Source organism: Xanthomonas sp. SHU 166, assembly GCF_000364685.1.
Taxonomy (GTDB): Bacteria; Pseudomonadota; Gammaproteobacteria; order Xanthomonadales; family Xanthomonadaceae; genus Xanthomonas_A; species Xanthomonas_A sontii.
Genome location: NZ_AQOJ01000245.1, coordinates 1 through 12,773 on the forward strand (window position 1 = coordinate 1; position 12,773 = coordinate 12,773).

Here is a 12,773-nt window from a genome sequence, read left to right on the forward strand (position 1 = left end):
TCGCACCCTCACGGGTGCGTGGATTGAAACTTTCCCTTGTTGTACTGCTCGACCGTGTCCTGCAGTCGCACCCTCACGGATGCGTGGATTGAAACTACCCGTTCGTCCTGATGGACGTCCCGGCCGGGAACACGTCGCACCCTCACGGGTGCGTGGATTGAAACACAAGTGACATGCACGAGGCCGCTCACCTTGGCTGGTCGCACCCTCACGGTTGCGTGGATTGAAACCGGCAGTACGGCTTGAACATGGCGTGGACGCTGGGCGTCGCACCCTCACTGATGCGTGGATTGAAACGCCCAGATGCTCGGCCAGTTGGGGCCGGGCCTGCCGATCGCACCCTCACGGGTGCGCGGATTGAAACCTCTGCCTTCCAGCTTTGAATCCGCACTTCAAGCCGGAAGCTCGACTCTCTGCTTTGCGGCATCCCCCTGACAAGGTGCCAGACCTCAGACGTACCCGAGCCCGCGCCAGTAGTCCAGCGGACGCCTGGCGGGCACGCCCAACGACGCCGCAATCTCGAGAATGCGCGGCACGTCGCGCCGGTAGACCACAAACAGGTGCTGGTCTTCGGTGGTCATATCGTCGATTTCCACCACGTCGTAGCCATCGCCTTCGTCCGTCCATTCGGCGAGGTGGCGATCCAGCCAGGTGAAGTACTCGGTCTGCGTCCCCACGTTCTTGGGAAAGGCAGGGAATGCGTCGCCCATCATCTGGCAGAGCTCGTGGTGGACATCGATCATCTTGTCGCCGTTGGCGGAGTAACGCTCCATCGCCGCGGTGATCGCGACTGCATACGCCTGTTCCTCGCACTCGGTCCACTCCAGCTCCGGCAGGAAGGCTTCGATGTCCCGAACGATCTCGCTTCGTTCGTCGGGTTCGGTGCTGCCGGAAGAAAGAAGCTCGACGAGTTCCAAGAGGGGTGCGTTCATTGCGCTCACTGACGGCTAAAGGATGATCGACGCCCAGCCCAGGCCGGCCATCCACCCAAGGCGAATCGGCCCGACCGCAACACTGGACACGCAGAAAAAAGCGCGCCGGAGCGCACCACGCGCGGCACTATAGCCGCTGGTGTTTGACATGCAAGTGTCCGTGGAGCGAAACACCCGGCCGCCACCCGGCACGGATGCAAGGCGTGGAGTACCGGGGCGACCGCGCTCAGTACGTGCCGTCGAACGCAAAGATCGGCGCGCGCTGGCGCCACGCGCCCGCGGTGAAATCCGGGAATGCGACGGTCTGGAAGCCGCTGGCGATCGACTGTTCGGAGAGCGGGGTGATCGCACTCCACGTCACGGCGTCGTAGATGTCGATCGGCATCGGTGCCCTCGCCTTCAGTGCTTCGACGAAGGCGTGGATGACGAACCAGTCCATGCCGCCGTGGCCGGCGCCGGCCGCGGTGGCGGCGTAGCGCGTCCACAGCGGGTGTTCGTACTGGTCCTGGTAGGGCTTGAAGGCTTCCCATTGGTGCGGCGGGCTGCGGCCTTCGAGGTGGATCGACTGGTTGAGATCCATCCACAGGCCCTTGGTGCCCTGCACGCGGAAGCCCATCGAGTAGGGACGCGGCAGCGAGGTGTCGTGCTGCAGCAGGATGGTCTCGCCGTTGGCGCAGGCCAGGGTGGTGGTGACGACGTCGCCCAGCTTGAACGCCACCTTGGTGCTGGGATGGGTGTTGCCGCCGCTCTTGGCCACGGTGTAGTCGTGCAGGCCGCGGGCCTTGCTGGCGAAGGCGTTGAGATGGGTGATGCGGTTGCCGCGGTTGATGCCGGCGTACATCGCGCACGGGCCGATGCCGTGGCTGGGGTACAGCTCGCCGTTGCGCTGCACCGAATGCGCGGTACGCCAGCGCGCTTCGCTCCAGCCCTTGGCACCGAACTCCACGCCGCTGTCGTAGGGCTGGTCCGGGTCGCCGGAGTTGAACTTCACCCCGCGCAGATCGTGCTGGTAACCGGCCTGCAGGTGCACCAGTTCGCCGAACAGCCCCTGCCGCACCATCTGCAGCGCGGCCATCACGTCGCGGCGGTAGCAGACGTTCTCCAGCAGCATGTACGGGGTGCCGGTGGCGAGCTGGGCGTTGAGCACATCCCAGTGGTCCTGCAGGGTGATGCCGGCCACCACCTCGCAGCCGACCGCCACGCCGGCCTGCATCGCCGCGATCGCCATCGGCGCATGCCACTCCCAGGGCGTGGCCACGATCACGCCATCCAGGCCCTTGTGCGCCAGCACGCGCTTCCAGGCGCTGGCATCGCGGTCCTGGCCGTAGGCGGTGGGTGCGGGCTTGCCGGCCTTGGCGACCATGGCCATGGCGCGGCCGAGCATGATCGGCTCGCTATCGCACAGGGCGACCAGGTCCACGTCGTCGCGGCGCAGCAGTTCGGTCAGCAGCACCTGACCGCGCATGCCGGTGCCGATCATGGCCAGGCGCAGGGTGCGCTTGCGCGCCCAGGCCGGTGTCTGCGGCAGCAGGCTGCTGGCGGCGATGGCGGCGCCAGCGGCGATGAAGTCGCGTCGTTTCATGATGTGCGGTCTCCTTTTGGATGCGCGCCGGCGTCGGCCGGCACGCATGCTGCTGCACGTGCGCTCACTTGAAGCGGTAGCCGATGGTCACGCTGTAGCCGCGGCCGAAGATGGTGGCGTAGTCGCTGGAATCGCCCAGGAAGCTGTTCGGATCGTAGAACGGCAGGCGGTCGAACAGGTTCTTGACGGTGAAGCTCAGGTTCCAGGCGTCGTCCGGGCGCCAGGTGACGCTGAGGTTGGCGGTCCACCACGACGGCGCGCCATCGCACTTGCTCGGCTGCAGCTTGAGGTAGCCGGCGGTGCAGGTCTGCGGGTTGTTGTCCTCGGCGTCGATCCGGTCGGTGGCCCACTTGGTGCCGCCGACGTAGTTGACGAACATGCTGGTGGTGACCTGCCGGTAGGTCCAGTCGGCATTGAGCGTGGCGCGCAGGCGCGGGTTGTTGTAGTAGCCGACCACGTCGCCGTAGTACCAGCCGCTGTCCTGGTCCATGTAGAAACGGTTGCGGTTGGCGATGGTGGCGGCCAGGCCGATGTTCAGCCCGCCCCACTGGCCGAGCGAGAAGCGGCTGCGCGCGTCGATGTCGAAGCCGTCGACCAGGGTCTTGCCGCGGTTGCGGTACTGGCCGACCACACTGGCGACATTGCCCACGCTGTAGCCCGGCAGCGTGCCCGGGCAGGCCACGCCGCTGGCCGGATCGGCGCACATCGCCGCCAGCTGGGCGAGGTTGGCGCGGTCGCTGTCGGTGATCGGCGAGCGGGTCATGGCGGTGATGTCGCCGGCGCGGCGGTAGTCCGGGGCGACGATCTCGTTGTCGCGGTAGATGAACCAATAGTCGGCCGAGACCGACAGCCAGTTGGCCGGCTCGTAGACGAAGCCGAGCGTGGCGATCTTGGCCTTCTCCGGCTTCAGGTCCGGGTTCGGCTGGGTCATGCGCGCCACGGTGCGGCTGCAGTCGGCATTGAGCAGGCTCTTGCCCAGATCCACGTCGCCGCTGCGGCGCGACTGCAGCAGCAGGTTGGCGATAGCGTTGGTCTCGCCGCAGCGCACCTCGTCGCGATAGCCGCCCAGCTGCGCATAGACGCCGCCGCTGCCGGACTCGGCCAGGCTGGGCGCGCGGAAGCCGGTGGAATAGGTGCCGCGCAGCAGCAGTTGCTCGAAGGCCTGGTACTTGAAGCCGACCTTGGGCGCCAGGTTGGTGCTGAAGTTCGGATACTTGTCGGCGCGCAACGCGGCGTCGAGTTCCAGCTTGTCGGTGATCGGCGCGACGGTCTCGGCGAACAGCGCATAGGTGTTGCGCTTGCCGTCGAACCAGGAGCCGCCCTGCTGGGTGATCAGGCCGTTGGCCGCGTCCGGGTTGCCGGGGGTGTAGAAGGTCTCGCGGCTGGCGTTGAAGCCGAACGCGGCGCGCATCTCGCCGGCCGGCAGTCGGAAGAGCGGGCCTTCGATCTTGCCGTCGAGGGTGTGCAGGCGCGTCCACGATTCGATGTCGAAGGTGGGGAATGCCTCGCGGATCAGCGCGGCGTTGGCGGCGCTGATCTCGCCGAACCTGTACGCGGGATGGTCGGAGATGATCACCCGGCCGGTGCCCGGGTCGACGGTGAACGGGCCGAACGCCTTCTCGAAGCCTTTCACGTTGACGTTGACGGTCTGGTAGGTGACCGAGTGGGTGCCGGCGGTGGCGAAGGCGGTTTCCCAGTTCCAGTCGCCGAAGCTGCCGCGCGCGCCACCGAGCACGCGGTAGCTCTTGTCGGTGTTGCGCTGGCCGAAGTAGTCGGGGCCGGCGTCCTGCAGCAGGTACTGCAGGCCGACCACCCCGCCCATCATCGCCTTCAACTGCGGGCTGGCATGGTTGTACTCGTTGTTGGGCCCGAGGAACGGATACAGGAACTGGTTGACGGTGTTGCCGGTGTTGCGCGAGAACCAGCTGGTGGGGTTGCCGGTGGTGGTGTTGAACGCGCGCGGGGTGCCGCCGTTGGCGCGCAGGTCGATGTCGGTGTAGGTGGCCTCGGCGAACAGTTCGGTGCTGGCGCCGACCAGGAAGGTGCCGTTGAGATAGGCGGTGTTGCGCTCGGACTTGGCGCCGGCGTCGATCTCGTTGTTCAACCAGGTTTCCCACACGCAGCGCGGGCCGGCGGCCTCGCTGGTCAGCACGTTCTGGCAGCCCGGTGCCGCTTCCTGCACGCGGCGCCCGATAACCGGGTCGAAGGCGAAGTAGCTGCCCGGGTTGAACTGGCCCGGCTTGCTGCCCACGCCCAGGCGCAGGTTGGTCAGGTAGTTGGGATTGTTGACGTAGTACTGCGCCGGGCGCTTGTCGTAGAAGTCGCGCAGCGGGATCGCGTCGCGCCGGTACACGTTGACCGCGCCGTAGACGTTGAAGCGGTTCTCGGTGAGGTCGCCGAAGCCGGCGGTGATGCTGGCCTGGTGTTCGCCGTAGGACTCGATGCGGCTGGAGGTGTCGTTGCTGAAATTGATCTCCGCGCCCTGGAAGTTGCGCTTGGTGATCACGTTGATGACGCCGGCCACCGCGTCGGTGCCGTACACCGCCGAGGCGCCGTCGGTGAGCACTTCCATGCGCTCGATCGCCGCGGCCGGGATCGCATCGATGTTGACGAACTGGGTCTGGAAGCCGGCCGGCGCGCCGTAGTACGACAGGCGGCGGCCGTTCAACAGCACCAGCGTGCCCTGCGCGCCGAGGCCGCGCAAATTGGCCTGCGAGGCGCCGTCGGAACCGGTGAACAGCGAGCGCGCGTCCTGTTGCGCCGGCCGCGCCGCCGGCAGGTTGTCGAGCACCTGCAGCAACGTGCGCGCACCCATCGCCTGGATGTCCTGCTTGCTGATCACCTGCACCGGCGAGGCGGTCTCCACGTCGGTGCGGCGGATGTTGGAGCCGGTGACTTCGACCCGGGCCAGGTCGGTGGCGGCCTGACTGTCCTGCGCGGCGGCGGGCTGCAGGGCGGCGAGCAGGACACCGGCGATGGCCAGGGTCAACGGAGCGAGCGGGCGACAGCGGGGATGGCGGTGACGGGCGGGCAACATCGGGGTTCTCTCCTGGCAGGGTGCGGCGCGAACGCGGAATCGGCGGGCAAAGCGCTCCCGGGCCGCGGCCAGGCGGCCGCAGTCGGGAAAGGCGGGGGAGGAGCGGTGTTACGGGGCGGTCATGGGGCGACGAAGCTGGCGGTGTCGCCCTCCTGACCGATCAGCACGGCATTGGCCCAGTTGGCGCAGACCTGGGCAGGCTGCGGACCCTGCGCGCCGAGCGTGCGCAGGCTCAGCGTGGACAGGCCGCGGATATCCAGTTCCGGCTTGACCACGCCGGGCGCGCTGACCAGGCCGCTGTCGTAGAGCAGGCGGCCATCGCCCCAGACCTGGAACTGCAGACCGCCGGCGCTGCGGCAGGCGTCGTCGATGCCCAGGTCGGCGCGCAGCAGGCGCCAGTCGCCGTGCAGGCGCAGGTCGAGGCGGCTGTCGGCGCCCACGCCCAGGCCGCGGCGGAACTGCAGGCCGTTCATGCGCATGCCGGCATCGCCGTGCAAGGCCTGGTCGGCGCGCACGCGACCGGCCAATGCCGCCGGCAACGCCAGCTCGGACAGATAGCGCTGCTGCGCCGGCCGTTCCGGCGCCGGGTGCTCGAGGATGTGGAAGGTCGACAGCGCAATCGGGCCGACGTCGCGCGGCTGCAGCGCATCGAAGGCGCGCGGTCGGCGCTGCGCGGCGGTGACCATCGGATCGTTGCTGTCGGCGCCGTCGCCCTCGGGGTTCTGCACGCTCAGCACGCGGAAGCGCAGCAGGCGGCCGGCATGCGCCGGGAAGTCGATGCGCTGCACGCCTTCCTGCAAGCGCAGATGGCCGCGCGCCACCGGCTCGCCCCACTCGCCGTTGCTGTCGCCCAGGTAGACCTCGTAGTCGCGCACCTGGCCGTGCTTCCAGTTCTTGTCGTTGCGCGGCGCCAGCTCGATGCCGTCGATCATCTTGCGCTCGCCGAAACCGATCACCCATTCGTGCGCACCGGTGCGCACGGCCTGGTTGCGCACGCTGCGGAACCAGGTGCCCGGGTCGTCGTCGAAAGCGTTCTCCAGCGGGTGCCCGGGCTCCTCGGCCGGGCGGTTCACCACCAGCAGGCTGTCGGCGGGCAGCGCGCGGCCCAGCTCCGGCGCAGCCGGATAGGCGTCGTCGGCCGCAGCGGCGGCGACCGGGAAGTCCAACCGCAGCTGCAGCGGTTGGCGGATGTCCTGCACGGCGGTGCGCACGTGCACGGTGCCGCGGCGCTCCTTGGCGTCGAAGTACCAGCCTTCGCTGGCCTGGGCGAAGGCCGCGGCGTCGGCAACCGTCGGCAGCGCGCGTTCGCCGACCTGCACCGACCGCGGTGCCTGCCGCGCGAGCACGCGCAAGGCATAGCGGCGCTGCGGCAGCTGTCCGGCGTAGCGGCCTTGCACCGGATCGATCCATACCTGCACCGGGCCGCTGCCCTGCGCCGGCGCCTGCACGCGCACGGCCTGCGTGCTGGACTCGCCCTGCTGGTAGCGGCGGGTGTTGCCGTCGTCCTCGTACAGCGTGTACTGCGAGGCCCCCTGCGGATACAGGTCGAAGGTCACCTCGTCCAGCGGCTTCTCGCCGTCGTACAGCATCGCCGGGTACATCGGCAGGATCGCGCCGGCACGCACGAACAGCGGCAGCGTGGCCAGGTCGACCTGGCGGTCGAGCTGGCGGCCATCGGCGCCGGCCTGCACGCGGCGGCCGTCCCAGTAGTCGATCCAGCCGCCGGCCGGCAGATGGATGTCGCGCCGCCAGCCGCGGCTGGCCGCCTGGCTGCGGTACACCGGCGCCACCAGCAGGTCGCGGCCGAGCAGGAACTGGGTCTTGTAGGTCTCGTCCTGCGCGTGCGGATCGCGCGGGTCCTCCCACATCAGCCCGCGCACCGGCGGCGCGCCGGTCTGCGCGGCATCGTGCACCAGGCCATACATGTACGGGGTCAGGCGCATTTTCAGCTTGAGGTAATCGCGGTTGATGCTGCGGTACGGCTCGTCGTACCACCACGGATGCTTGCGCGCGTTCGACGACCAGCCGCTCATGCCCATCAGCACCGGGGTGAAGGCCTTCCACTGCAGGTCGCGGGTGAAGGTCTCGGCGCTGCCGCCGAAGATCGCATCCACATCGCCGGCGGCGTAGGCCATGCCGGACAGGCCGGAGCCGATCAGGGTCGGCACGTGCCAGCGGATGTAGTCCCAGCTGCTGCTCTGGTCGCCGGTCCAGGCCACCGCGTAGCGCTGGATGCCGGCCCAGCCCATCACCGTCCACAGGAACGGGCGCGCATCGGAGTTGGCGAGGATGCCGTCGTAGGCCTGGTGGTTGGCGTCCATCGCGAACTGGTAGCCCTTGCCGGTCCAGGCCACGTCCAGCTTCTGCACGCGGCTGCCGGCCTTGCCGACTTCCCAGGCGATCTTGTCCACGCCGTTCTCGGTCCACAGGCCGGTGCGGAAGCCATAGCGGGCCAGGCCCTGCACGGTCTCCGGCAGCCTGGTGTAGCCGCAGCCGTAGCCGTCGTTGGGCAGGATCCAGCCGCCGGGCATGTCGTGCTCGCGGTACTGCCGCGCCACGCTGTCGACCACGTCCGGGGTGGTGCCGGTGGGGCCGTCGTGCCAGCCGTCGGGCACGGTGCCGGGCTTCTTGGCGTTGTCGCCGTCGTTGTAGCAATCGGCATCGCCGTAGGACAGGGACCAGCGCGCCAGCATGCTCGGGCGGCCGGTCAGCCGGGTATAGCGCTCGATCAGGGCCGGCAGGTCGGCGCCGACGAAGTAGTAGGCGTCGAAGCGGTCTTCGCGGTGCAGCAGCGTGGCCTGGTCGGGCTGGCGCAGGTCGTAGCTGCCGTCGCTCCAGGTGTTGCGCAGCATGCCCCAGCCGCGACTGCTGAGCAGCATCGGCGCCGGGCTCGGGCGATCGCCCTCCTCCCAGCCGCCGGAATACGACACTTCCAGTTCACGGCCCTTGAACTCGAAGCGCCCGTTCTGCTGGCCGCCGCCGTAATAGGCTTCGTCGGCCTGCGAGGACAGCACCTGCACGCTCTGCGTGGCATCCAGGTCCAGCGGCTGCAGTTCCTGCCACAGCGCGACCGCGCGGCCCTGTTCCAGCCGCTCCAGGCGCAGCCGCAGCGGTTGCCGCTGCACGTGCAGCACCAGCGCGTCGGTACGCACGCGCAGTTCCTGCGCATCGTCTTCCAGTTGCGCCTGCACCGCGGCCTTGGGTTGCGGCAGCACGATCGGGGTGGCCTTGTCACCGGCGCCGGTGAGCGTGCCGTGGCGCCCGGCCTGCACGCGCACGATGTCCGCCGCCGGCAGTTCGATGCGCAGGCGCACGCCACGGTCGGTCTGCAGGTCCCAGCCTTGCACGCCGTCGCGGCTGGCGCTGGCGGTGACCGTACGCAGGTTGCCGACCGGCTCGGCGACGACGGTGGCCGCCACCAGCAGCAGGGCCGGCAGCGCGATCGCCGGCAACAGCGGCGAGCGACGAACGCGATTCTCCACACGACCCCCAAACCCGTTTCCCCGGGCGTTTCGAAAGCGTTGCGCCGACTCTAGGCCAGGGATTTGAAAGATGTCAATAAATTGAAAGCAAAAAACAAGATTTATTTTGGCAAAACGAAAGATATCGCCACGCATGACTTTGCTTTCAGCTCACCAGAATCAGCTGATTCGGCTTGCGATAGCAGCATCCGCTTGCACCTTTCGTTTTAGTGCGGGCGATCCGCAGACACATTGGGCACAGGTAAATACTTTCTTTTTTCTTTCGATGTTTGACATTTCGAAAGAAAAGCCGGATGGTGCGCTGGCCCAACAGGAACCACCGCATGGACCTCCTTCCGCTTTCCGATGCATCCGCCTGGCAGCGCCTGGGCGGGGCCGATACCGCCCGCGAGATCGCCCAGCAGCCGGCGCTGTGGCGGACCCTGGCGCAGGATCTGGCGCAGGCCGGCGACCGCCTGCAGGCCTTCCTCGGCGACCGCCTCGCCGATCCGAACCAGCGCGTGCTGTTCACCGGCGCCGGCAGTTCCGGCTTCATCGCCGAGATGGTGGCCGACGCGATCAATGCGCAGTGGCCGGCCGAGGTGCGCGCGGTGCACACCACCAGCCTGCTGACCCATCCGGCGCTGTACCTGCAGCGCGCGCGGCCGACCCTGCTGGTGTCGTTCGGGCGCAGCGGCTCCAGCCCGGAAAGCGTGGCCGCGGTGGAGCGCGTGCGCAGCGACGTGGACGAGGCGCGCTTCCTCGACATCACCTGCAATGCCGACGGCGAACTGGCGCAGCGCGGCGCCGGCCGCGCCGACACCTGCACGCTGCTGATGCCGCCGGCCAGCTGCGACCGCGCCTTCGCCATGACCAGCAGCCTCACCTGCATGCTGCTGGCGGCGCTGAGCGTGTTCGATCGTGCGCCATGGGAAACGCGCAGCACGCGCCTGCAGCGGCTGGCCGAACTGGCCGACCGCGGCCTGGCGCAATGGGATGGCGCGGTGGCGGCGCTGGCGCAGCGCCCGTTCGCGCGGGTGATCTATCTCGGCAGCGGCCCGCTGGAAGCGCTGGCGCGCGAGGCCGCGCTGAAGGTGCTGGAACTCACCGCCGGCCGCGTGCTGGCGCTGGCCAACACGCCGCTGGGCTTCCGCCACGGCCCCAAGTCCACGCTCGACCGCAGCACCCTGGTGGTGGTGCTGCGCAGCGTGCAGCCGCTGGCGCGCCGCTACGAGCAGGACCTGCTGGACGAACTGCGCCGCGATGGCGTGGCCGGCCAGGTGCTGGCGATCGGCCCGCATGCGGACATCGGGGCCGGCGACGACCACACGCTCGCCGTCGCCGGCCTGGACGATCCGTGGCTGGCGCCGCTGTGGCTGGGCTTCGCGCAACTGTTCGCGCTGCAGCGTTCGGCCGCGCTCGGCCTGACTCCGGACAACCCGTTCCCCGACGGCACCGTCAACCGCGTGGTCCAGGGCGTCACCATCCACCATGGCTGAGCCTGGCGCGCCCACCTGCTACGGCCTGGACGTCGGCGGCACCAAGATCGAACTGGTGGCCTGCGACGCCGCGCTGCAGGTGCTGTGGCGGCGCCGCGTGGCCACACCGCAGGGCGACTACGCCGGCTTCCTGCAGGCGGTGGTGGCGCTGGTGGCCGCGGCCGATGCCGCGCTGGGATGCCATGACAGCGCGCTCGGCATCGCCCTGCCCGGCGTGCGCGACCGCCGCAGCGGCCGCCAACTGAGCGCGAACGTGCCGGCGCTGACCGGCCAGCACGTGGCGCAGGACCTGCAGGCGCGGCTGCCGCGTCCGCTGCGCATCGGCAACGACCTGCAATGCTTCGCGCTGTCCGAGGCGCACGGCGGTGCCGCCGATGGCTACCCCAGCATGTTCGGCGCCATCCTCGGCACCGGCGCCGGCGGCGGCTTCTGCGTGCAGGGCCGCCTGCTCGCCGGCTGCAACGGCATCGCCGGCGAATGGGGCCACTGGAGCGTGCCCGGGCACCTGCTGCAGCGCCATCGCCTGCCGCTGCTGGACTGCGGCTGCGGCCTGCAGGGCTGCGTGGAGCGCTACGTGTCCGGCAGCGGCGTGGCGGCGATCGCGCGCCATCTCGGCAGCGACGCCGCCGACGCCAGCGCGGTGATCGCCCTGGCCGAGGCCGGCGATGCGCGCGCGCAGCAGGCGCTGGACATCCACCGCGACCTGCTCGGCCACAGCCTGGCCGCCGTGGTGCTGGCGCTGGATCCGCACGTGATCGTGCTCGGCGGCGGGCTGTCGCAATACCCGCCGCTGTACCGGCAACTGCCCGAGGCCATCGCCGCGCACCTGTTCGCCGGCGTGCAGGTGCCGCCGATCGTGCCGCCACGCTTCGGCGATGCCGGCGGCGCCCGCGGTGCCGCGCTGCTGGCCTGCCATCCCGCCTATTCCTGATCCGCCGGAGCCCCCATGTCGCCCTTGCAGACCCTGCTCGCCTCCCATCGCGCCGGCGCCAACGTCGGCCTGTACAGCGTCTGCTGCAGCAACGAACAGGTGCTGCGCGCGGCGATGCAGGTCGCGCTGGCCCACGACACGCTGCTGCTGGTGGAGGCCACCTCCAACCAGGTCGACCAGTTCGGCGGCTACACCGGCATGACCCCGGCGCAGTACCGCGACTACGTCGGCGCACTGGCCGACACGGAAGGCTTCCCGCGCGCGCGGCTGATCCTGGGCGGCGATCACCTGGGCCCGAACGCCTGGCAGAAGGGGCCGGCCGCCGAGGCCATGGCCCATGCGCGCGTGCTGATCGAACAGTACGTCGCCGCGGGCTTCCACAAGATCCACCTGGACTGCAGCATGGCCTGCGCCGACGATCCGGTGCCGCTGCCCGATGCCGTCGTCGCCGCGCGGTCGGCCGAACTGGCCGAGATCGCCGAGCGCACCGCCGCCGCACATGGGCTGCCGCCGCCGGTGTACGTGATCGGCACCGAGGTGCCGATTCCCGGCGGCGAAGCCTCGCTGGCCGGCGGCCTGCAGGTGACCACGCCGGCCGCGGCCGCGCAGACCCTGGCCATCCACCGGCAGGCCTTCGACACGCCGCCGCTGCGCGCCGCGTGGCAGCGGGTGATCGCGCTGGTGGTGCAGCCGGGCGTGGATTTCGACCACAGTAGCGTGCATGACTACGATCCGGCCGCCGCCGCCGCGCTGGCCGATTTCCTCGAGCAGCAACCGCGCATCGTGTTCGAGGCGCACTCCACCGATTACCAGCGCGAGGACGCGCTGCACGCGCTGGTGCGCGACCACTTCGCCATCCTCAAGGTCGGCCCCGCCGCCACCTTCGCCTATCGCGAGGCGCTGTGCGCGCTGGCCGCGATCGAAGCCGAACTGCTCCCCGCGGCGCAGTGCTCGCAACTGCCGCAGGTGCTGGACGCGGCGATGCAGGCGCAACCCGGATATTGGCAGTCCTACTATCCGGGCGACGCCGCCGCGCAACGCCTGCTGCGGCGCTATTCCTTCAGCGACCGCTGCCGCTACTACTGGGGCGCGCCGGCGGTGCGCACGGCGGTGGACACCTTGTTCGCCAACCTGGAACGGCATGCGCCGCCGCTGGTGCTGCTCAGCCAGTTCCTGCCCGAGCAGTACCGCGCGGTGCGCGCCGGCCAGCTCGCCAATACCCCGGCGGCGCTGGTCCAGCACCGCATCGGCCTGTGCCTGGACGAATACGCCCGCGCCTGCAGCGCCAACCGCGCCGGCGCGCGCCGGCCACGCGCCGAAGCGGCTGCCGG

7 protein-coding genes are annotated in these 12,773 nt (G+C 69.7%); 3 read left to right on the top strand and 4 right to left on the bottom strand.

Going from position 1 to position 12,773, the window contains the following annotated elements; all coding sequences use genetic code 11:
- Positions 1 to 449 precede the first annotated feature (449 nt).
- The 4 genes from D180_RS07985 to D180_RS08000 form a co-directional block, all read right to left on the bottom strand.
- Positions 450 to 932, bottom strand: a complete 483-nt coding sequence (locus D180_RS07985) for a hypothetical protein (RefSeq protein ID WP_017912380.1) — start codon at positions 930 to 932, stop codon at positions 450 to 452.
- Positions 933 to 1,158: 226 nt separating this feature from the next.
- Entirely contained in the window at positions 1,159 to 2,514 is a 1,356-nt protein-coding gene (locus tag D180_RS07990) for a Gfo/Idh/MocA family oxidoreductase (RefSeq protein ID WP_017912381.1), read from the bottom strand.
- 64 nt (positions 2,515 to 2,578) lie between these two features.
- Complete coding sequence (locus D180_RS07995; RefSeq protein ID WP_043090634.1) at positions 2,579 to 5,551, bottom strand: TonB-dependent receptor; 2,973 nt, start codon at positions 5,549 to 5,551, stop codon at positions 2,579 to 2,581.
- Positions 5,552 to 5,670: 119 nt separating this feature from the next.
- A complete protein-coding gene (locus D180_RS08000; protein WP_043090635.1) occupies positions 5,671 to 9,033 on the bottom strand; it encodes a TIM-barrel domain-containing protein in 3,363 nt (1,120 codons plus the stop codon).
- 323 nt (positions 9,034 to 9,356) lie between these two features.
- Here D180_RS08000 and D180_RS08005 point away from each other — a divergent pair, with 323 nt between their 5' ends.
- The 3 genes from D180_RS08005 to D180_RS08015 all read left to right on the top strand — a co-directional run.
- Positions 9,357 to 10,511, top strand: coding sequence for an SIS domain-containing protein (locus D180_RS08005; RefSeq protein ID WP_043090636.1), 1,155 nt, complete (start codon positions 9,357 to 9,359; stop codon positions 10,509 to 10,511).
- On the top strand, positions 10,504 to 11,442 hold the full coding sequence (locus D180_RS08010; protein WP_017912385.1) for an ROK family protein: 939 nt from the start codon (positions 10,504 to 10,506) through the stop codon (positions 11,440 to 11,442). The genes D180_RS08005 and D180_RS08010 overlap by 8 nt, the downstream gene beginning before the upstream one ends.
- A gap of 15 nt (positions 11,443 to 11,457) precedes the next feature.
- On the top strand, positions 11,458 to 12,773 hold a 1,316-nt coding region (locus D180_RS08015; RefSeq protein WP_017912386.1), incomplete at its 3' end, for a D-tagatose-bisphosphate aldolase, class II, non-catalytic subunit.

Bases quoted from the DNA above. Each gene is read 5' to 3' on its own strand.
- D180_RS08010 (WP_017912385.1), top strand. From the start codon at position 10,504: ATGGCTGAGCCTGGCGCGCCCACCTGCTACGGCCTGGACGTCGGCGGC.
- D180_RS07985 (WP_017912380.1), bottom strand. From the start codon at position 932: ATGAACGCACCCCTCTTGGAACTCGTCGAGCTTCTTTCTTCCGGCAGC.
- D180_RS07995 (WP_043090634.1), bottom strand. From the start codon at position 5,551: ATGTTGCCCGCCCGTCACCGCCATCCCCGCTGTCGCCCGCTCGCTCCG.
- D180_RS07990 (WP_017912381.1), bottom strand. From the start codon at position 2,514: ATGAAACGACGCGACTTCATCGCCGCTGGCGCCGCCATCGCCGCCAGC.
- D180_RS08005 (WP_043090636.1), top strand. From the start codon at position 9,357: ATGGACCTCCTTCCGCTTTCCGATGCATCCGCCTGGCAGCGCCTGGGC.